Source organism: Enterobacter sp. RHBSTW-00175, assembly GCF_013927005.1.
Classification (GTDB): Bacteria; Pseudomonadota; Gammaproteobacteria; order Enterobacterales; family Enterobacteriaceae; genus Enterobacter.
This window is the reverse complement of record NZ_CP055930.1, coordinates 2,814,522-2,833,987: the sequence shown is the minus strand read 5'-3', so window position 1 is coordinate 2,833,987 and position 19,466 is coordinate 2,814,522. Positions and strand designations below refer to the sequence as shown.

At 58.6% G+C, this 19,466-nt stretch carries 19 protein-coding genes; 15 read left to right on the top strand and 4 right to left on the bottom strand.

Going from position 1 to position 19,466, the window contains the following annotated elements; all coding sequences use genetic code 11:
• From HV107_RS13450 to HV107_RS13440, 3 genes are all read right to left on the bottom strand, one after another.
• On the bottom strand, window positions 1-1,608 hold the full coding sequence (locus HV107_RS13450) for an aldehyde dehydrogenase (NADP(+)) (RefSeq protein ID WP_182059463.1): 1,608 nt from the start codon (window positions 1,606-1,608) through the stop codon (window positions 1-3).
• Between the two features lie 14 nt (window positions 1,609-1,622).
• The gene (locus tag HV107_RS13445) at window positions 1,623-2,543 is read right to left on the bottom strand and encodes a dihydrodipicolinate synthase family protein (protein ID WP_182059462.1); all 921 of its coding nucleotides are present in this window, start codon (window positions 2,541-2,543) and stop codon (window positions 1,623-1,625) included.
• Between the two features lie 138 nt (window positions 2,544-2,681).
• Window positions 2,682-3,497 (bottom strand): AraC family transcriptional regulator, encoded by an 816-nt coding sequence (locus HV107_RS13440; RefSeq protein ID WP_182059461.1) that lies wholly within the window; start codon window positions 3,495-3,497, stop codon window positions 2,682-2,684.
• 308 nt (window positions 3,498-3,805) lie between these two features.
• On the opposite strand from HV107_RS13440, the gene HV107_RS13435 reads away from it, so the two are divergent.
• Genes HV107_RS13435 through HV107_RS13420 form a run of 4 tightly spaced genes read left to right on the top strand, consistent with a single transcriptional unit; the run spans window position 3,806 to window position 7,341 of the window.
• Window positions 3,806-4,747 (top strand): 4-hydroxyproline epimerase, encoded by a 942-nt coding sequence (locus HV107_RS13435; RefSeq protein ID WP_182059460.1) that lies wholly within the window; start codon window positions 3,806-3,808, stop codon window positions 4,745-4,747.
• Window positions 4,744-5,847, top strand: coding sequence for an FAD-binding oxidoreductase (locus HV107_RS13430; protein ID WP_182059459.1), 1,104 nt, complete (start codon window positions 4,744-4,746; stop codon window positions 5,845-5,847). Before HV107_RS13435 ends, HV107_RS13430 begins: the two co-directional genes overlap by 4 nt.
• Entirely contained in the window at window positions 5,844-6,098 is a 255-nt protein-coding gene (locus HV107_RS13425) for a (2Fe-2S)-binding protein (RefSeq protein ID WP_182059458.1), read from the top strand. The genes HV107_RS13430 and HV107_RS13425 overlap by 4 nt, the downstream gene beginning before the upstream one ends.
• Window positions 6,085-7,341: an FAD/NAD(P)-binding oxidoreductase gene (locus HV107_RS13420; protein ID WP_182059457.1), complete on the top strand. Its 1,257-nt coding sequence runs from the start codon at window positions 6,085-6,087 to the stop codon at window positions 7,339-7,341. Before HV107_RS13425 ends, HV107_RS13420 begins: the two co-directional genes overlap by 14 nt.
• A gap of 1 nt (window position 7,342) precedes the next feature.
• On the opposite strand, the gene hpaR is transcribed toward HV107_RS13420, so the two are convergent.
• Window positions 7,343-7,786, bottom strand: a complete 444-nt coding sequence (gene hpaR / locus HV107_RS13415; RefSeq protein WP_182059456.1) for a homoprotocatechuate degradation operon regulator HpaR — start codon at window positions 7,784-7,786, stop codon at window positions 7,343-7,345.
• Between the two features lie 268 nt (window positions 7,787-8,054).
• On the opposite strand from hpaR, the gene hpaG reads away from it, so the two are divergent.
• The 11 genes from hpaG (at window position 8,055) to HV107_RS13360 (ending at window position 19,319) form a co-directional block, all read left to right on the top strand.
• Window positions 8,055-9,332 carry a 4-hydroxyphenylacetate degradation bifunctional isomerase/decarboxylase gene (gene hpaG, locus HV107_RS13410; protein ID WP_182059455.1) on the top strand — a complete coding sequence of 426 codons (1,278 nt, stop codon included), beginning with the start codon at window positions 8,055-8,057 and terminating at the stop codon, window positions 9,330-9,332.
• The gene (hpaE, locus tag HV107_RS13405) at window positions 9,329-10,795 is read left to right on the top strand and encodes a 5-carboxymethyl-2-hydroxymuconate semialdehyde dehydrogenase (protein WP_182059454.1); all 1,467 of its coding nucleotides are present in this window, start codon (window positions 9,329-9,331) and stop codon (window positions 10,793-10,795) included. The genes hpaG and hpaE overlap by 4 nt, the downstream gene beginning before the upstream one ends.
• A 1-nt stretch (window position 10,796) precedes the next feature.
• A complete protein-coding gene (gene hpaD, locus HV107_RS13400; RefSeq protein WP_182059453.1) occupies window positions 10,797-11,648 on the top strand; it encodes a 3,4-dihydroxyphenylacetate 2,3-dioxygenase in 852 nt (283 codons plus the stop codon).
• A 9-nt stretch (window positions 11,649-11,657) separates the two neighbouring features.
• The gene (locus HV107_RS13395) at window positions 11,658-12,038 is read left to right on the top strand and encodes a 5-carboxymethyl-2-hydroxymuconate Delta-isomerase (protein ID WP_182059452.1); all 381 of its coding nucleotides are present in this window, start codon (window positions 11,658-11,660) and stop codon (window positions 12,036-12,038) included.
• Window positions 12,039-12,046: 8 nt separating this feature from the next.
• Entirely contained in the window at window positions 12,047-12,850 is an 804-nt protein-coding gene (gene hpaH / locus HV107_RS13390) for a 2-oxo-hept-4-ene-1,7-dioate hydratase (protein ID WP_108089514.1), read from the top strand.
• 9 nt (window positions 12,851-12,859) lie between these two features.
• Window positions 12,860-13,657: a 4-hydroxy-2-oxoheptanedioate aldolase gene (gene hpaI, locus HV107_RS13385; RefSeq protein WP_182059451.1), complete on the top strand. Its 798-nt coding sequence runs from the start codon at window positions 12,860-12,862 to the stop codon at window positions 13,655-13,657.
• Between the two features lie 21 nt (window positions 13,658-13,678).
• Window positions 13,679-15,025, top strand: coding sequence for a 4-hydroxyphenylacetate permease (hpaX, locus tag HV107_RS13380; protein WP_182059450.1), 1,347 nt, complete (start codon window positions 13,679-13,681; stop codon window positions 15,023-15,025).
• Between the two features lie 9 nt (window positions 15,026-15,034).
• Window positions 15,035-15,967, top strand: coding sequence for a 4-hydroxyphenylacetate catabolism regulatory protein HpaA (gene hpaA, locus HV107_RS13375; protein WP_182059449.1), 933 nt, complete (start codon window positions 15,035-15,037; stop codon window positions 15,965-15,967).
• 178 nt (window positions 15,968-16,145) lie between these two features.
• Window positions 16,146-17,708, top strand: a complete 1,563-nt coding sequence (gene hpaB, locus HV107_RS13370; protein ID WP_182059448.1) for a 4-hydroxyphenylacetate 3-monooxygenase, oxygenase component — start codon at window positions 16,146-16,148, stop codon at window positions 17,706-17,708.
• A gap of 17 nt (window positions 17,709-17,725) precedes the next feature.
• Window positions 17,726-18,238: a 4-hydroxyphenylacetate 3-monooxygenase reductase subunit gene (locus HV107_RS13365; RefSeq protein WP_182059447.1), complete on the top strand. Its 513-nt coding sequence runs from the start codon at window positions 17,726-17,728 to the stop codon at window positions 18,236-18,238.
• A 181-nt stretch (window positions 18,239-18,419) separates the two neighbouring features.
• Window positions 18,420-19,319 (top strand): YafY family protein, encoded by a 900-nt coding sequence (locus HV107_RS13360; RefSeq protein ID WP_182059446.1) that lies wholly within the window; start codon window positions 18,420-18,422, stop codon window positions 19,317-19,319.
• The last annotated feature ends 147 nt before the right edge of the window (window positions 19,320-19,466 follow it).

The window sequence follows — 19,466 nt, the reverse complement described above, 5'->3', positions numbered from 1 at the left end:
TCAGTCAACAGAGGGGGAAATGGCTTCCCGGGTCCACTGCCCGTTAATCAGGCGCAGCAGGTTCAGAGGGTTAGCATCCTGGACAGCAGGCGGCAGCAGTGCGGCGGGCACATTTTGCAGGCACACCGGACGCAAAAAACGTTCGATGGATTTACTTCCAACGGAGGTCCCGCGTGAATCGGTGGTGGCAGGCCACGGGCCGCCATGCACCATCGCATCGCACACTTCCACGCCGGTCGGGTAACCGTTGAACAGCACGCGTCCGGCTTTTTCGCTCAGGGCAGGCAGCAGGCGTTGTGCCAGCGGGCCGTCGTCAGATTCCGCGTGAACCGTTGCGGTCAGTTGGCCCTGAATGGCGCGCAGAACTGCCTGCATTTCAGCCTCGTCGGCCACCTCTACCAGCACCGCCAGCGGGCCAAACACCTCGTGCTGCAACAGAGGTTCCTGCGTCAGCAGCAGCGAGACCGGGGCCTGATACAGGCGCGCCTGTGCCTGCCCGCGAACCGCCTCATCGTTGCCCGCCAGCCGTTGCATGTCGGGATGTGCCTCAAACGCGCTGACGCCATCTTGATAATGGGCAAGCGTCGGGGCATTGAGCATGGTCTGCGCCGGAGCCTGATCCACCTCCTCTTTCAGCGTATGCGTGAAGCGGCTCATACCTTCACCCCGCAAGACGAGGATCAGCCCGGGCTTGGTACAAAACTGGCCGCAGCCGAGAGTAAAAGAGGCCACCAGCGCCTTCGCCAGCCCCTCTGCCCGGCTGGCTAACGCCTGCGGCAGAATAATCAGTGGGTTAATGGCCGACATTTCCGCAAAGACCGGGATCGGCTGCGGACGCTGCTGCGCAAGCTGCCAGAGCGCCTTACCCCCGCTCAGCGAGCCGGTAAACCCGACCGCCTGGATCGCCGGATGACGCACCAGCTCCGCGCCAATGTCGGTGCCGAAAATCATGTTAAACACGCCCGCAGGCAGTGCGGCTTTTTCCACCGCACGCACAATGGCCTGGGCGGTGAGCTCCGCCGTCGCCATATGCCCCGGATGGGCTTTCACCACCACCGGACAGCCCGCCGCCAGCGCGGAGGCGGTATCGCCCCCCGCGGTGGAAAACGCCAGCGGGAAATTGCTGGCACCGAAGACCGCCACCGGGCCCAGCGCCGTCAGGTACTGGCGCAGATCCGGGCGCGGCAGCGGCTGGCGCGCAGGCAGAGCGGTATCGATACGTACGCCGAAGGTATCCCCGCGGCGCAGCACGCCGGCGAACAGGCGTAGCTGATTACTGGTCCTGGCGCGCTCTCCCTGCAAGCGTGGCAACGGCAGCGCCGTCTCCTGGTGCGCGATGGTAAAAAAGTCCTCGCCGAGTAAATCCAGCTCGTCGGCGAGGGTATCGAGAAAGCGGGCGCGCGCCTCAGGCGAGGTCTGAGAATAAACAGGGAACGCCTGTTCGGCCGCCAGTGCCGCAGCGGCGGCCTCCTCGCGGGAGGCCGGGTAAAAGCGGTATCCGGTGGGTTCACCGTCAGCGGCACGCAGGCCCGGCAGCGTCGCCTCACCGCTTGCCACGCGGCGTCCGGCGATAAACTGCTGGCCTGTTACACAGAGAGGTAAAGTCATCGTCACTCCTTTCCTTAAAGGCCGACGTCTGGCAGCTGTGGGCGAGTCGCCAGCGCCTTCTCGACAATCGCTACCACTTCTGCACGGGTGTCCCCTTCCAGCGCCAGGCGCGGCGGACGGGTAATCTCGCTACCACGGCCCAGCAGCTCCTCGCAGAGTTTGATGCACTGCACCAGATCCGGGCGCGCATCCAGATGCAGCAGCGGCATAAACCAGCGGTAAAGCGCCATCGCTTCTTCATAGCGCTGCTGTTTTGCCAGGCGGAATAACGTTTCCCCTTCGCGCGGGAACGCGTTCGACATCCCGGAGATCCAGCCTTCCGCCCCCACGGCGATGCTCTCAACCACCACGTCATCCAGCCCGGCGAACAGCACAAAGCGGTCGCCAACGGAATTACGCAGGTCGATAAAACGGCTGGTATCACCGGAAGAGTCTTTAAAGCAAACGATGTTGTCGCAGTCGGTGAGTGTCGCCAGGATATCCGGCGTCACGTCGTTTTTGTAGATTGGCGGGTTGTTGTAGACCATGATTGGCAGGTCAGTGGCGGTTGCCACGCTGCGGAAGTGGGCCGCAGTTTCATGCGGTTTTGAAGAGTAAACCAGCGCGGGCATCACCATAATGCCGTCCACACCCACACGCTCGGCCTCTTTCGCCATCTTCTGCGCAAAGGCGGTGGTAAATTCGGCGACACCGGCAATAACCGGGATCTGGCCACCCGCAGCGTCTTTCGCTACTTCGATAATTTGCAGCTTTTCCTGCGTGGTCAGAGAGGTGTTCTCGCCCACGCTGCCGCACACCACCAGGCCGGAAACACCATCCTTGACCAGGTTTTTCATCACCGCATGGGTGGCATCCAGATCGACAGAGTAGTCGCGACGAAACTGGGTACTGACTGCCGGGAATACACCGCTCCAGTGAATGGCTTTCTTGCTCATGTTCGGTTCCTTGTCGTCAATTTGTTAAATCAAAGTGAATGAATGGTGAATATTCACTGACAGATTGACGTTTCAGGCGGCCGACGGCTTGGTGGTTTTCCTCCCCTTTGATGACGAAATTAGCACAGTGCGTTTCTCTTACCCGGCCAGCGTGACGCGAAAATCACGCGGTGTGGAGCCGGTCATGGCCTTGAACTGGCGGCTAAAAGCGCTGTGATCGGTATAGCCACATTGCAGGGCAATATCGGTAATCGGCGTATCGCCCGCCAGCAATTCGGTCGCTTTTTCCAGCCGGACTTTGTGGATCATCTGACGCGGGGTGAGGTGAAAAATACGCTTACAGTAGCGTTCGATTTGCGCCACCGACATGCCGCTCAGCGCGGTGAGCTCCTCCATCGCGATCGGCCGGTGATAATGATTGCGAATATGCTCGTCGACGATCGCCAGCCGCTGCCACGCCGGGTGGCGCGCCTGCGCTTCCTGAAGGTCGTGCGAAATGCCCGCCATGCCGATCACCTGACCCTGGGCATCCCGCAGCGCCAGCTTCTGGGTCAGACACCAGCCGCGCTCGCGGCCATTGTAGAGATGCATCTCCAGCTGATCGCGCAGCGTCACGCCTTCGCGCAGCACCCGCATATCCTGCTCGGTATAGCCCTGCCCCAGCGCGGAAGGGAAAACATCGGCAGAGGTTTTCCCCAGCAGAGAAACCACCGTCTTAAACCCGCAGCGCCTGGCCAGGGTCATATTGACCATCAGATAGCGCGCCTGCACGTCTTTAACAAAAAACACCACATTAGGAATGGCATTCAGCAGCGGCGCAATCAACGCCATTGCATGAAGCAACGTCTGAATATTGTCCGGACGCTGACGCGCCAGCCCTTCACAGATCTGGCTCAGTTCAGCCACTTCCAGCGCTGGCGAGGGTGCCAGCACATCATCAATAACACAGGACATAACGCTTCCTCCCGATTAGTGAGCTGGATCTTTATTAACTTTTCGTTAACTCATCAAGCGCCCTAACCGCGTTTTGCGATCCTGCCACAGGTTTATGATTTACCCTGTTTCATCCACTGGCGCTGTTGCCTTTTTTGGTTTACCACACCATCAACAGAATGATTAATAAGAAATAAATATGAATTTCACTTAAGAATGAAACCGGTCACTGTGCTGATTTCGTCATTTCTGGTGGCGAAAGCGATCAAGCAGGAATGCCAGCCTTACGCCAGCATTTAGCAACAAGGTATTAACTTTCCGGAGATCCCATGACAGCGCAGCACAGCGAACTGAGAGTAATTGACTCCCACACCGGCGGCGAACCAACCCGCCTGGTGATCGACGGTTTTCCGGATCTGGGCACAGGAAATATGGCCGAGCGCCGGGATCGCTTCGCCCGCGACTATGACGACTGGCGCAAAGCCATCATCCTTGAGCCGCGCGGTAACGATGTCCTGGTCGGTGCCCTGCTCTGCGAGCCCATGTCACCGCAGGCCACGGCGGGGGTAATCTTCTTCAACAACAGCGGTTTTCTGAACATGTGCGGCCACGGCACGATCGGCCTTATCGCCTCGCTGGCCTGGCTTGGCCGCATTCAGCCCGGTAAACATCTGATTGAAACCCCGGTGGGTGATGTGACCGCCACGCTGCACGCGGATGGCAGCGTTTCGGTAGAGAACGTCCCGGCGTATCGCTGGCGCAAACAGGTGCAGGTTGAAACCACACACGGCACGGTAACGGGCGATATCGCCTGGGGCGGGAACTGGTTCTTCCTCGTCAACGATCATCCGTTCGCCGTGATACCGGACCAGATCCCGCAGTTAACGGAGTATGCCTGGGCAATCCGGGAAGGGTTAGAACGTGCGGGCATTCGTGGCGAACATGACGGCATTATCGACCATATTGAACTCTTCGCAGAAGATGACCGGGCAAACAGCCGCAGCTTTGTGCTCTGCCCGGGTAAAGCCTGGGATCGCTCCCCCTGCGGCACCGGCACCAGCGCCAAGCTGGCCTGTCTGGCCGGGGACGGCAAACTCAGGCCCGGGGAAAGCTGGCGGCAGGCGAGCATTATCGGCAGCGAATTTACCGCCCATTTCGTGCCGCAGGGCAGCAAAATCATCCCGACGATCCGCGGAGAGGCGTGGGTCTGCGGCGATAACCGGTTGATCCTCAATCCTGACGATCCGTTCCGCTGGGGGATCACGTTGTGACCGAAAGTGACGTCATTGTCATCGGTGCCGGGATCATCGGCGCCGCCTGCGCCTGGCAACTGGCAAAGCGCGGGCAGCGGGTCACGCTGGTAGACGACGGCAACGCGGGTGCAACGGCGGCAGGAATGGGTCATCTGGTGTGTATGGATGACGATCCCGCCGAACTGACCCTCTCAGCCTGGTCACTGGCGCGCTGGCGGGAACTGACGCCCCACATGCCGGAAAGCTGCGCCTGGCGCGGGTGCGGCACGCTGTGGCTGGCGGAAACGCCGCAGGAGCTTGAGCTGGCAGAGGAAAAGCAACAGCGGATGGCGCAATACCAGGTTGCCAGCGACATGCAGACCCGCGACCAGCTTGCCACACGTGAACCCCTGCTCACCTCCCGGCTCAGCGGCGGGCTGTGGGTACCCGGAGACGGAATTGTTTACGCGCCGAACGTCGCCCGCTGGTTTATTGAGGATGCTGATATCACGCATCTTCGTGACCGCGCCCGTGCAGTCGATGCCCCTTACGTCACCCTGCATAGCGGCAAACGCCTGCGGGCGGGCACCATCGTCATTGCCTGCGGGCTGGGTGCCAACAGGCTGCTGGATGAAAACTGGCTGCGGGCGAAAAAAGGCCAGCTGGCGATCACCGATCGCTACGGCCCGTTGCTCAGCCATCAGCTGGTCGAGTTGGGGTACGGTGCCAGCGCTCATTCGGGTGGCACGTCGGTGGCGTTTAATATCCAGCCGCGCCCGACCGGGCAACTGCTGATTGGCTCTTCCCGCCAGTTCGACAACACCGACCGCGAGATAGATCTGCCCCTTCTGGCAACCATGCTGGCGCGCGCGCGTCATTTTTTACCCTCGCTGGAGAGTCTGAATATCATCCGCTGCTGGAGCGGTTTTCGTGCCGCATCGGCAGACGGCAACCCGCTCATCGGCCCGCATCCCACGCGCCCGGGAGTCTGGCTGGCGCTGGGGCACGAAGGGCTGGGCGTCACCACCGCCCCCGCAACCGCCGAACTGCTCTGCGCACAGATCCTCGGCGAACGTCCGCCCGTTTTCCCGGATGCCTGGCTCCCCGCGCGGCTGCACAAACATGAGGCCATCGCATGACAACCCTGAACCTGATTATCGAAGGTGAACCCTGTGACGTTCCTGCAGGCATCAGCATCGCGGCGGCGCTGGCACTGACGGGCGATAGCGTAACGCGCCGTTCGGTCAGCGGTGAGCCGCGCGCCCCCTTCTGCGGCATGGGCATTTGCCAGGAGTGTCGCGTCACGGTGAATGGACTGCGGGTGCTGGCCTGCCAGACGGAATGCCAGCCCGATATGGTGATTGAGAGGAGCCAACATGCGCACGTTTGATTGCGAGATCCTTGTCCTCGGCGCAGGGCCAGCCGGGCTGTCTGCGGCACTGGCCGCCGCACGCTGCGGAAAATCGGTTATCGTCCTGGACGACAACCCGCGTCCTGGCGGACAAATCTGGCGCGATGGCCCGCAGGTTTCGCTGCCTCCGCGCGCCTTACGTCTGCGTCAGGCGGTGGCGGAACAGCCAGCCATTACGTTGCTTAACGGTGCCCGGCTGATTGCCCGCCCTGAACCGCATTCCGTGGTGTTTGAAACCGCAGACAGTTGCGGCGCGAGCCGCTGGCAGCGGCTGATTTTATGCTGCGGCGCACGGGAACTCTCCCTGCCGTTTCCTGGCTGGACGCTTCCTGGCGTAACGGGGGCCGGTGGGTTACAGGCGCAGATTAAACACGGCCTGCCGCTCAACGGCGAGCGGGTGGTCATCGCCGGTAGCGGGCCGCTGCTGCTGGCGGTTGCCAGTACGGTGAAACGTGCAGGCGGGAATATCGTTGCCATCATCGAACAAGCGCCGGTGAGCGCGCTGGCCCGGTTCGCGGCAGGGCTCTGGCGCTGGCCAGAAAAACTGTTCCAGCTCGGCGAGCTTTTTCCGGCCCACTATCGCCCGGCAAGCCAGGTTATCCGTGCCCGGGGAGAGGCACATCTTCAGTCCGTGACCGTACGCCACGGCGGGAAAAATCAGGAGATAGCCTGTGACAGGCTGGCTATCGGCTACGGACTGGTGCCCAATCTCGAGCCGGGGCTTATCTTCGGCTGCGCAACCGAAAATCAGGCTATCCGGGTCGATGCTTCTCAACGCACCAGCGTGGAGGATATCTATGCTGCGGGAGAATGCACCGGCTTTGGCGGCAGTGAGCTGGCACTGGCCGAAGGGGAAATTGCGGGCTATATCGCGGCGGATAACCCCGGGAAGGCAGAAAAAGCCCTCGCCGCCCGTACACGCTGGCAGCGTTTTGCCCGGGCGCTCCATGCCACATTCGCCTTACCGGAATCGCTAAAAGACGTTACCACTGCCGACACCCTGCTCTGCCGCTGCGAAGATGTACGCTGTGGCGATGTGCAAAATGCCGAAAGCTGGCAGGCGGCGAAGCTCGCCTCGCGCTGTGGCATGGGCGCCTGTCAGGGGAAAACCTGCGCCACCAGCGCCCGCTGGCTGTACGGCTGGCCGCTGCCGCACCCGCGCGAGCCACTTTCCCCCGCGCGAATCGACACGCTTATCCATCTGGCAAAGCCGGAGGGCTGAGTTACTCGTCTTCCCCGCGTTCGGCGATATGGCGGTTGCCGAGCGCGATAAACTCTTCCAGCAGCGCCGTCAGCTGCTGCATTTTCTCCGGCGTGTATTCCGCCTCAATCTGCTGATAAGCCTCTTCCACCTGCGCCTGGGCGTGTTCATACAGCGCGTTACCCTCTTTGGTCAGTGACACGTACAGCTTGCGCTGGTCGTTCACCGGCTTTAAGCGTAGCACCAGCCCGTCGCGCTCCATGCGCGTGAGAATGCCCGTCAGGCTCGGGCGCAGAATGCAGGTCCGAAACGCCAGATCGTGAAAATCCATCGACGGATGTTCGGCCAGCACGCGCACAATCCGCCACTGCTGTTCGGTCAGGTTATGCCGCTTCACAATCGGGCGGAAGTAAGACATCGCCGCTTCCCGCGCCTGTAATAACGCGATGGTTAATGAGTCATGCATAGCCACTCCCAGAAATCATTAACAAGTAAACAATTCAAAAAAGCTGTTTTTATAAACAACACGTTTTCTGGCAAAAAGTCTAACAGAAACAACGGATTTTTATTAACACACTGATAAACATATCATTTTAATTATATATGTAAATTTATTGTTATTCCTATCACAAAATTTTCACTTCTGATTGCGAAACAAACAGCAAAAGCATAAAACCAGATCATTAACATATTAATGAAATCATAATCCGGACCTCCGGCCTGAGGAGTAGTCAATGAAAGGTACTGTTTTTGCCGTCGCGCTGAATCATCAAAGCCAGCGTGAAGCCTGGCGTGAAGCGTTTGAAAAAGCCCCCTATAACACCCCGCCGAAAACCGCCGTCTGGTTTATTAAACCGGGCAACACCGTTATTCGTGCCGGCGACCCCATCCCGTTCCCGCAAGGTGAAACGGTGTTAAGCGGGGCCACGGTCGCGCTGGTGGTGGGGAAAACCGCCCGCAAGGTGCAGGCTGAAGACGCGGCGGAGTACATCGCCGGATACGCACTCGCCAACGAAGTGAGCCTGCCGGAAGAGAGCTTCTACCGCCCGGCCATCAAAGCCAAATGCCGTGATGGCTTCTGCCCTCTGGGTGAGCTTGTCGCGGTTGATAACGTCGATAACCTGACCATCATTACCGAAATCAATGGCCGCGAAGCAGACCACTGGAACACCGCAAATTTACAGCGCAGCGCCGCCGAACTGCTCAGCGCCCTGAGCGAATTTGCCACCCTGAACCCTGGCGATGCCATTTTGCTCGGCACACCGCAGGCCCGCGTGGCGCTGCGTCCGGGCGATCGGGTGCGCATTCTGGCCGAAGGTTTCCCGGCGCTGGAAAACCCGGTCGTCAACGAACGCGATATCGCCCCTGCGCAAGGCCCACATTCACACCCCACGCTGTTTGCCCTGGGGCTGAACTACGCCGATCACGCCAGCGAGCTGGACTTCAAACCACCCACCGAGCCGCTGGTGTTTATCAAAGCCCCGAACACCTTTAACGGTGATAACCAGACGTCAGTCCGCCCGGACAACGTTGAATATATGCACTACGAAGCGGAGCTGGTGGTGGTCATTGGCAAAACCGCGCACAAGGTGAGTGAAGCCGAGGCGATGGACTATGTCGCGGGCTATACGGTCTGTAACGACTACGCCATCCGCGACTACCTCGAAAACTACTATCGCCCGAATCTGCGGGTGAAAAGCCGTGACGGGCTGACGCCGATTTCCCCCAACATCGTGCCGAAAGCAGCCATTCCCGACCCGCACAACCTGGCCTTGCGCACCTTCGTTAACGGCGAATTACGCCAGCAAGGCACCACGGCAGACCTGATCTTCAGCATCCCGTTCCTGATTGCGTACCTGAGCGAATTTATGACCCTGCAACCGGGGGACATGATTGCCACCGGCACGCCGAAAGGGCTTTCCGACGTGGTGCCTCGCGACGAAGTGGTGGTGGAAGTGGAAGGCGTGGGCCGCCTGGTGAACCGAATTGTCAGTGAGGAGACGACAAAATGAAAAAGATAAACCATTGGATCAACGGCAAAAACGTGGCGGGAAGTGACTACTTCCACACCACTAATCCAGCCTCTGGCGAAGTGCTGGCAGAAGTGGCCTCCGGCGGTGAAGCCGAGGTAAATCAGGCCGTTGCCGCCGCCAAAGAGGCGTTCCCGAAATGGGCCAACCTGCCGATGAAAGAGCGCGCGCGCCTGATGCGCCGCCTGGGCGATCTGATTGACCAGAACGTGCCTGAGATCGCTGCGATGGAAACCGCCGACACCGGTCTGCCCATCCACCAGACCAAAAACGTGCTGATCCCGCGCGCCTCGCACAACTTCGAGTTCTTCGCCGAAGTGTGCCAGCAGATGAACGGCAAAACCTACCCGGTCGATGACACCATGCTGAACTACACCCTGGTGCAGCCGGTGGGCGTGTGTGCGCTGGTATCGCCGTGGAACGTGCCGTTTATGACCGCCACCTGGAAAGTCGCGCCGTGTCTGGCGCTGGGCAATACCGCGGTACTGAAGATGTCTGAGCTTTCCCCGCTGACTGCCGACCGTCTGGGCGAGCTGGCGCTGGAAGCCGGTATTCCGGCGGGCGTGCTGAACGTGGTGCAGGGCTATGGCGCGACAGCGGGTGATGCGCTGGTGCGTCACCACGACGTGCGCGCCGTGTCATTCACCGGTGGTACCGCCACTGGTCGCAACATCATGAAAAATGCCGGGCTGAAAAAGTACTCGATGGAGCTCGGCGGCAAATCACCGGTACTGATTTTTGAAGATGCCGATATCGAGCGCGCGCTGGATGCCGCCCTGTTCACCATCTTCTCTATCAACGGCGAGCGTTGCACCGCGGGCTCGCGCATTTTCATTCAGCAGAGCATCTACCCGGAATTCGTCAAACGTTTCGCCGAGCGCGCCAACCGCCTGCGCGTGGGCGACCCAACCGATCCGAACACGCAGGTCGGTGCGCTGATTAGCCAGCAACACTGGGAAAAAGTCTCGGGTTATATCCGCCTTGGTATTGAAGAGGGTGCCACCCTGCTGGCGGGCGGGCCGGACAAACCCACTGACCTGCCTGCGCACCTGAAAGGCGGTAACTTCCTGCGCCCGACCGTGCTGGCCGATGTGAACAACCGGATGCGCGTGGCCCAGGAAGAGATCTTCGGGCCGGTGGCGTGCCTGCTGCCGTTTAAAGACGAAGCGGAAGGTCTGCGCCTGGCCAACGACGTGGAGTACGGTCTGGCGTCCTATATCTGGACCCAGGATGTGAGCAAAGTGCTGCGTCTGGCACGCAATATCGAAGCCGGCATGGTGTTTGTGAACACCCAGAACGTGCGCGACCTGCGCCAGCCGTTTGGCGGCGTGAAGGCCTCCGGCACCGGGCGCGAAGGTGGCGAGTACAGCTTTGAAGTGTTCGCCGAAATGAAAAACGTCTGTATCTCTATGGGCAACCATCCGATTCCAAAATGGGGGGTCTGATATGGGTACGTTAGCGTTAGCGGCAAAAATCACCCACGTCCCGTCGATGTATCTTTCTGAGCTGCCGGGGAAAAACCACGGCTGCCGTCAGTCGGCCATCGACGGACACAAAGAGATCAGCAAGCGCTGCCGCGAGCTGGGCGTCGATACCATTATCGTTTTCGACACCCACTGGCTGGTGAACAGCGCGTATCACATTAACTGTGCGGATCATTTTTCTGGCCTCTACACCAGCAACGAGCTGCCGCACTTTATCCGTGACATGACCTATGACTACGACGGCAATCCAGAACTCGGCCAGTTGATTGCCGACGAAGCGGTGAAGCTCGGCGTGCGGGCCAAAGCGCATAACATCCCGAGCCTGAAGCTGGAGTACGGCACGCTGGTGCCGATGCGCTACATGAACAGTGACAAGCACTTCAAAGTGATCTCGATTTCGGCGTTCTGCACCGTGCACGACTTCGCCGACAGCCGCAGACTCGGTGAAGCTATCGTCAGCGCGATTGCGCAATACGACGGCACGGTCGCCGTGCTGGCCAGCGGTTCCCTGTCGCACCGTTTTATCGACGACCAGCGTGCGGAAGAAGGGATGAACAGCTACACCCGCGAGTTCGACCGCCAGATGGACGAGCGCGTGGTAAAGCTGTGGCGCGAAGGCCAGTTCAAGGCGTTTTGCGACATGTTGCCGGAGTACGCCGACTACTGCTACGGCGAGGGCAATATGCACGACACGGTAATGCTGCTGGGGATGCTCGGATGGGACAAATACGACGGCAAGGTGGAGTTTCTCACCGAGCTGTTCGCCAGCTCCGGCACCGGCCAGGTTAACGCTGTTTTCCCGCTGCCCGCGTAAGGAGCCACCATGCCGCATTTTATTGCTGAATGTACCGACAATATCCGCGAGCAGGCCGACCTACCGGGTCTGTTTGCCAAAGTGAACGAGGCGCTCGCCGCCACGGGCATTTTCCCGCTCGGCGGTATCCGTAGCCGCGCACACTGGCTGGATACCTGGCAGATGGCCGACGGTAAGCACGATTACGCGTTTGTGCATATGACACTGAAAATAGGCGCCGGGCGCAGCCTGGAAAGCCGCGAGGCGGTGGGAGAGATGCTGTTTGGGCTTATCAAAACGCATTTTGCAGAGCTGATGGAAAGCCGCTATCTGGCGCTGTCGTTTGAGCTCGACGAACTGCACCCGACGCTCAATTACAAACAAAACAATGTGCACGCACTGTTTCGCTGAGGTCTTTTATGCTCGATAAACACACCCATACCCTGATCGCACATCGTCTGCACCAGGCGGAGCAATCCCGCGAACAGATCCGCCAGATCTCGCTGGATTACCCGACGATCACCATCGACGACGCCTACGCCGTACAGCGCGAATGGGTAAGCCTGAAAATCGCCGAAGGCCGCGTGCTGAAAGGCCATAAAATCGGCCTCACCTCCAAAGCCATGCAGGCCAGCTCGCAGATAAGCGAACCGGACTACGGCGCGCTGCTGGACGACATGTTCTTCCACGACGGCAGCGACATTCCCGTCGATCGGTTTATCGTCCCGCGTATTGAAGTGGAGCTGGCGTTCGTGCTGGCCAAACCGCTGCGCGGCCCTAACTGCACGATTTTCGATGTCTACAACGCCACAGACTATGTGATCCCGGCGCTGGAGCTGATCGACGCCCGCTGCCACAACATCGATCCCGACACCCAGCGCCCGCGCAAAGTGTTCGACACCATTTCCGATAACGCCGCCAACGCCGGTGTGATCCTCGGCGGACGGCCGATTAAACCCGACGAGCTGGATCTGCGCTGGATCTCCGCCCTGCTCTATCGCAACGGCGTGATCGAAGAAACCGGCGTCGCCGCAGGCGTACTCAACCACCCGGCGAACGGCGTGGCGTGGCTGGCAAACAAACTGGCGCCGTACGACGTGCAGCTTGAACCGGGGCAAATCATCCTCGGCGGTTCGTTTACCCGCCCGGTGGCCGCCAGCAAGGGCGACACCTTCCACGTGGACTACGGCAACATGGGCTCGATTAGCTGCCGCTTTGTGTAGGAGTTCACCATGCAAAACGCATTTAAAACCGCGCTGAAAGCCGGAAAGCCGCAAATCGGCCTGTGGCTGGGGCTGACCAGCAGCTACAGCGCAGAGCTGCTGGCAGGCGCGGGTTTCGACTGGCTGCTGATCGACGGCGAACACGCGCCAAACAACGTGCAAACCGTCTTAACACAGTTACAGGCGATTGCGCCTTACGCCAGCCAGCCGGTGGTGCGCCCGTCCTGGAACGATCCGGTGCAGATCAAACAGCTGCTGGATGTGGGCGCGCAAACCCTGCTGGTGCCAATGGTACAAAATGCCGACGAAGCCCGTCTGGCGGTGAGCGCCACCCGTTATCCCCCTGCGGGGATCCGCGGGGTTGGCAGTGCGCTGGCCCGCGCGTCGCGCTGGAACCGTATTCCTGATTACCTGCAGCAGGCGAACGATGCCATGTGCGTGCTGGTGCAGATAGAAACCCTAAGAGCGCTGAAAAACCTGCCGCAGATCCTGGATGTCGAAGGGGTCGACGGGGTGTTTATTGGCCCGGCGGATCTCAGCGCCGACATGGGTTTTGCCGGTAATCCGCAGCACCCGGATGTGCAGGCCGCCATCGAACAGGCCATCGGGCAGATCCTGAGCGCAGGTAAAGCGCCCGGTATCCTGATGGCTAACGAAACGCTGGCAAAACGCTATCTCGAACTCGGTGCGCTGTTTGTCGCCGTGGGTGTGGATACCACCCTGCTGGCCCGTAGCGCCGAAGCGCTGGCAGCCCGTTTTATCGAAAAACCGGTTACATCAGTCAATAACAATAAATCCGTCTACTGAACGGACGATGTGGAGCGCACCATGACGACCTCTACCCTGCAAGATAATAAAGCTGTAGAACATCGCGTGATTAACAAGCTGTTCCGTCGTTTGATCGTGTTTCTCTTTATCCTGTTTGTCTTCTCGTTTCTTGACCGCATTAACATTGGCTTTGCCGGGCTGACGATGGGCAAAGATCTGGGCCTGACCTCCACCATGTTTGGCCTGGCGGCAACGCTGTTTTACGTCACCTACGTGCTGTGCGGGATCCCAAGCAACATCATGCTGGCGAGGATCGGCGCGCGCCGCTGGATCGCCGGGATCATGGTGGTGTGGGGCATTGCGTCTACCTGTACGATGTTCGCCACCAGCCCGCAAACGCTCTACGTACTGCGAATGCTGGTCGGCATTGCCGAAGCCGGTTTCCTGCCGGGGATCCTGGTGTATCTCACCTGGTGGTTCCCCGCCTATCACCGCGCCCGCGCCAACGCGCTATTTATGATTGCCATGCCGGTGACCATGATGCTCGGCTCGATCCTCTCGGGTTATATTCTGGCGCTGGACGGCCTGTGGAACCTGAAAGGCTGGCAGTGGCTGTTCCTTCTGGAAGGGTTGCCGTCAGTGGTGCTCGGCGTCGTGACCTGGTTTTTCCTTAACGACACGCCAGATCAGGCCACCTGGCTTGATGATGAAGAAAAACAGACGCTGAAATCGATGATTGCCCGCGAGCAGGAGCACGCGATTGCAAACGCCACCACCCCGCGCTCGACGCTGCGTGAAGTGCTGACCCCGGCGGTACTGCTCTACACGCTGGCCTATTTCTGCCTGACCAACACACTGAGTGCGATCAACATCTGGACGCCGCAGATCCTGCAAAGCTTTAACAGCCACAGCAGCAATATCGTGATTGGCCTGCTGGCGGCGATCCCGCAGTTTTGTACCATCCTTGGGATGATCTGGTGGAGCCGACGCTCCGACAGGCTGAAAGAGCGAAAAAAGCACACCATCCTGCCGTATCTGTTCGCGGCGGCGGGATGGATGCTGGCCTCGGCGACCGACCACAGCCTGATCCAGCTGCTTGGCATCATCATGGCCTCAACCGGATCCTTTACCGCTATGGCGATATTCTGGACCACACCGGATCAGGTTATTAGCCTGCAATCCCGCGCGGTGGCACTGGCGGTGATCAACGCCATCGGGAATGTGGGTTCGGCCGTCAGCCCGCTGTTGATCGGCATCTTGCGCGATACAACCGGCAGCTTTAGCTCAGGGCTGTGGTTTGTGGCCGGGCTGCTGGTGGTGGGCGCGCTGGTGCTGACGCGTATCCCGATGACCCAGCGGGAAAGCCGTGAAAATGTGCCAGGCATGGCGGCGCAGAAGATCCACTAAGGAGCGGTTATGTGCCAAAGCCCGATAGCGAATATCGATATCAGCAAAGAGTACGACGAAAGTCTGGGCACCGACGATGTGCACTATCAGTCGTTTGCCCGCATGGCGGCCTTTTTTGGCCGCGATATGCAGGCGCATCGCCACGACCAGTTCTTTCAGATGCACTTTCTCGATACCGGGCAGATTGAGCTTCAGCTCGACGATCATCGCTATTCGGTGCAGGCTCCGCTGTTTGTGCTCACGCCACCGTCGGTGCCGCACGCGTTTATCACTGAATCCGACAGCGACGGGCATGTGCTGACGGTACGCGAAGATCTGGTCTGGCCCCTGCTTGAAGTGCTCTACCCCGGCACGCGGGAAGCGTTCGGCCTGCCGGGGATCTGCCTGTCCCTGGCCGACAAACCGGACGAGCTGGCGGCGCTGAAACACTACTGGCGGCTGATCGAACGCGAATCCACGGAACAACTGCCCGGACGCGAACATACGCTGGTACTTTTAGCCCAGGCGGTGTTCACTCTGCTGCTGCGCAACGCGAAGCTCGACGACCACGCGGCCAGCGGGATGCGCGGCGAGCTGAAGCTGTTCCAGCGTTTTAACCAGATGATCGACACCCACTACCACCAGCACTGGACGGTGCCGGACTACGCCTGCGAACTGCATCTCACCGAATCCCGCCTGACCGATATCTGCCGCCGCTTCGCCAACCGCCCGCCGAAACGGCTGATCTTCGACCGGCAACTGCGCGAAGCCAAACGGCTGCTGCTTTTTTCCGATAACGCGGTGAACGAGATTGCCTGGCAGCTGGGGTTTAAAGATCCGGCCTATTTCGCCCGATTTTTTAATCGCTTAGTGGGATGCTCACCCAGCAGCTATCGGGCGCAGAAAGTACCGGTTTCCCCTGTTCCCCTCATCCCTGCCCTCTCCCAAAGGGAGAGGGAGTAACCGTCCCCTCTCCCTTTGGGAGAGGGTTAGGGTGAGGGAAATCACACTCTGCGATCTCTCGCGAAAAGTACCCGCCGTTGTCCCAAACGTCCCTTCACGTTCCGCCCCTCTCAGGCTTCAATTAAACAACAAAAACAAAACACAAATTTAACAATCCCTATTCCGATACGAGGTCCCTATGAAGCCTGAAGATTTCCGCGCTGATGCCAAACGTCCATTAACCGGCGAAGAGTATTTAAAAAGCCTCCAGGACGGCCGTGAGATTTATATCTACGGCGAACGCGTCAAAGACGTCACCACCCATCCGGCGTTTCGTAATGCGGCGGCATCCATCGCGCAGATGTACGACGCCCTGCACAAACCTGACATGCAGGACACCCTTTGCTGGGGCACCGACACCGGCAGCGGCGGCTATACCCATAAGTTCTTCCGCGTGGCGAAAAGCGCCGACGACCTGCGCCAGCAACGCGACGCCATTGCCGAGTGGTCACGCCTGAGCTACGGCTGGATGGGACGCACACCGGATTACAAAGCCGCGTTTGGCTGCGCGCTTGGCGCTAACCCGGCCTTCTACGGCCAGTTCGAACAGAACGCCCGCAACTGGTACACCCGCATTCAGGAAACTGGCCTGTACTTCAACCATGCGATTGTTAACCCGCCTATCGATCGCCACAAACCGGCGGACGAAGTGAAAGACGTCTACATCAAGCTGGAGAAAGAGACCGACGCCGGGATCATCGTCAGCGGCGCGAAAGTGGTGGCAACCAACTCGGCGCTGACCCACTACAACATGATTGGCTTTGGCTCTGCGCAGGTGATGGGGGAAAACCCGGACTTCGCGCTGATGTTCGTCGCCCCGATGGATGCCGAAGGCGTGAAGCTTATCTCGCGCGCCTCTTACGAGATGGTGGCCGGGGCCACCGGCTCCCCTTACGATTACCCGCTCTCCAGCCGTTTCGACGAGAACGACGCCATTCTGGTGATGGACAATGTGCTGATCCCGTGGGAAAACGTGCTCATCTATCGCGATTTCGACCGTTGCCGTCGCTGGACCATGGAAGGCGGTTTTGCCCGCATGTATCCGCTGCAAGCCTGCGTACGTCTGGCGGTGAAACTCGACTTTATCACTGCTCTGCTGAAGAAATCGCTGGAGTGCACCGGGACGCTGGAGTTCCGCGGCGTGCAGGCAGACCTGGGCGAAGTGGTGGCCTGGCGTAATATGTTCTGGGCACTGAGCGACTCCATGTGTTCAGAAGCGACACCGTGGGTGAACGGCGCGTATCTGCCGGATCATGCCGCGCTGCAAACCTATCGCGTCATGGCGCCAATGGCCTATGCGAAGATCAAAAACATCATCGAGCGTAACGTTACCAGCGGGCTTATCTATCTGCCCTCCAGCGCCCGCGACCTGAACAACCCGCAAATCGACAAGTATCTGGCGAAGTACGTGCGTGGCTCCAACGGTATGGATCACGTTGAACGCATCAAGATTTTAAAACTGATGTGGGATGCCATCGGCAGCGAGTTTGGCGGCCGTCATGAGCTGTATGAGATCAACTACTCCGGCAGCCAGGATGAAATTCGCCTGCAATGCCTGCGTCAGGCGCAAAGCTCCGGCAACATGGACAAAATGATGGCGATGGTCGACCGCTGTATGTCTGAGTATGACCAGCACGGCTGGACGGTACCGCACCTGCACAACAACACCGATATCAACATGCTGGACAAGCTGCTGAAATAACGCAGCGGGAGGTTTCAATGCAATCAGATGAACAACGCCTGCGTTTTCGCGACGCAATGGCCAGCCTGTCGGCCGCGGTCAATATTGTCACCACCGAAGGCGATGCCGGCCGCTGCGGCATTACCGCTACCGCCGTCTGTTCCGTCACGGACACACCACCGTCGTTGATGGTATGCATCAACGCCAACAGCGCCATGAATCCGGTTTTTCAGGGCAACGGCAGACTGTGCGTTAACGTGCTGAACCACGAGCAGGAGATCATGGCTCGCCACTTCGCCGGAATGACCGGCATGGTGATGGAAGAGCGTTTTAATCTTTCCTGCTGGCAGAAAGGCCCGCTGGCACAGCCAGTGCTTAAAGGTGCGCTGGCAAGCCTTGAAGGAGAGATAAGCCAGGTGCAGACCATTGGTACACATCTGGTCTATCTGGTTGAAATTAAAAATATCACCCTTAGCCAGGAGGGCCACGGCCTGATCTATTTTAAACGTCGTTTCCACCCGGTAATGACGGAGATGGACGCTGTCATCTGACCCCTCTACGCGCTGGCTATCCCCCGGCCAGCGCGGCTTCCCGCAAAAAATATTAAGGTTTCCGCTAAATCACGCCGTTATATAACCATAAGAGAAATTTACTGCGCCTGAATACTGACATCCCGTGTCAGTGCCGTCCGCATAATTCAGCGTAAATCCATTAAATTAACAGGAATACCTTATGGCTAATGCGACGCGGAGCCGCTCGGCTGAACGTCTGGTCGATATTCTGGTAGAGCTACATTTAAACGGTGTGGTAAACCGAAGTGCGCTGATGGATAAATTTAAAATTACTGAGCGCACCGTGTATCGTGATTTGAATGCACTCTCACCCATTGTTGAGCACACCGGTAATGGGCAATATCGACTGATCCACTCCCCGCAAGCGCCCTCCGGGCAGGGGCTGCACCACACCATTGCTAACTTCCTGAATGCTGATAATTTTTTTCCTGAGCGAAATGCTGATTTTTGGCAACAGCTCGAAACCCGCGTGGATGACAATCATATTCTCATTTTGGGCAACAATGCAGAACATACCGTGCAAACGGATATTCGTCGCCATTTACCCAATATTGAGAAATCGATTAAAAATTGTAATGTTTGCCAGATCGTTTATAAAGGTAAAACACGTCAAATTAACCCCTACAAACTCATTAACAAAAAGAATATATGGTATTTACAAGCCACCGAAAATAGCCGACTGAAATCCTTTTCGCTAAGCCAGATAAGCTGGTTTGATATTCAGAACGTCACATTTACCCCTGAAGAAAGCACCCTTGCACTGCTGGAAAAAAACCCTGGCCCCTGGGTATCGGAAAATACTTTCGAGGTGAAAATATTCATAAACAATAATATTTCACACTACTTCAGACGCCGGAATTTACTGCCAGAACAGGAGCTGATTGCCGAACAACACAGCGGCACAACGCTTCGTTGCAAGGCTGCGCACGAGAATCAGATCCTGCCGCTGATTTTCTACTGGCTGCCCGATATTCGGGTTCTGGAGCCGCAATGGCTGAAAGATAAGCTTCTGGATACGCTGGAAGGCTACCTGACCCAGGAGCCAGAGACGCTAACGTAGTGATCTGAATCACATAATTTTTACCGCCTGCGGCGAGTCTGAACCACTCGCCCGCATCTTTGACCGCTTACCCACGACTTACAACCACTCGCCCATTTACCTTCCTTTACATGTGTAACGATCTGGCACGATCCCACCAGCATTAAT

Bases quoted from the DNA above. Each gene is read 5' to 3' on its own strand.
- hpaR (WP_182059456.1), bottom strand. From the start codon at position 7,786: ATGCATGACTCATTAACCATCGCGTTATTACAGGCGCGGGAAGCGGCG.
- HV107_RS13360 (WP_182059446.1), top strand. From the start codon at position 18,420: ATGGCTAATGCGACGCGGAGCCGCTCGGCTGAACGTCTGGTCGATATT.
- hpaI (WP_182059451.1), top strand. From the start codon at position 12,860: ATGCAAAACGCATTTAAAACCGCGCTGAAAGCCGGAAAGCCGCAAATC.
- hpaD (WP_182059453.1), top strand. From the start codon at position 10,797: ATGGGTACGTTAGCGTTAGCGGCAAAAATCACCCACGTCCCGTCGATG.
- HV107_RS13365 (WP_182059447.1), top strand. From the start codon at position 17,726: ATGCAATCAGATGAACAACGCCTGCGTTTTCGCGACGCAATGGCCAGC.
- HV107_RS13420 (WP_182059457.1), top strand. From the start codon at position 6,085: ATGCGCACGTTTGATTGCGAGATCCTTGTCCTCGGCGCAGGGCCAGCC.
- HV107_RS13395 (WP_182059452.1), top strand. From the start codon at position 11,658: ATGCCGCATTTTATTGCTGAATGTACCGACAATATCCGCGAGCAGGCC.
- HV107_RS13440 (WP_182059461.1), bottom strand. From the start codon at position 3,497: ATGTCCTGTGTTATTGATGATGTGCTGGCACCCTCGCCAGCGCTGGAA.
- HV107_RS13425 (WP_182059458.1), top strand. From the start codon at position 5,844: ATGACAACCCTGAACCTGATTATCGAAGGTGAACCCTGTGACGTTCCT.
- HV107_RS13445 (WP_182059462.1), bottom strand. From the start codon at position 2,543: ATGAGCAAGAAAGCCATTCACTGGAGCGGTGTATTCCCGGCAGTCAGT.
- hpaG (WP_182059455.1), top strand. From the start codon at position 8,055: ATGAAAGGTACTGTTTTTGCCGTCGCGCTGAATCATCAAAGCCAGCGT.
- hpaH (WP_108089514.1), top strand. From the start codon at position 12,047: ATGCTCGATAAACACACCCATACCCTGATCGCACATCGTCTGCACCAG.
- HV107_RS13450 (WP_182059463.1), bottom strand. From the start codon at position 1,608: ATGACTTTACCTCTCTGTGTAACAGGCCAGCAGTTTATCGCCGGACGC.
- HV107_RS13435 (WP_182059460.1), top strand. From the start codon at position 3,806: ATGACAGCGCAGCACAGCGAACTGAGAGTAATTGACTCCCACACCGGC.
- hpaX (WP_182059450.1), top strand. From the start codon at position 13,679: ATGACGACCTCTACCCTGCAAGATAATAAAGCTGTAGAACATCGCGTG.
- hpaA (WP_182059449.1), top strand. From the start codon at position 15,035: ATGTGCCAAAGCCCGATAGCGAATATCGATATCAGCAAAGAGTACGAC.
- hpaB (WP_182059448.1), top strand. From the start codon at position 16,146: ATGAAGCCTGAAGATTTCCGCGCTGATGCCAAACGTCCATTAACCGGC.
- hpaE (WP_182059454.1), top strand. From the start codon at position 9,329: ATGAAAAAGATAAACCATTGGATCAACGGCAAAAACGTGGCGGGAAGT.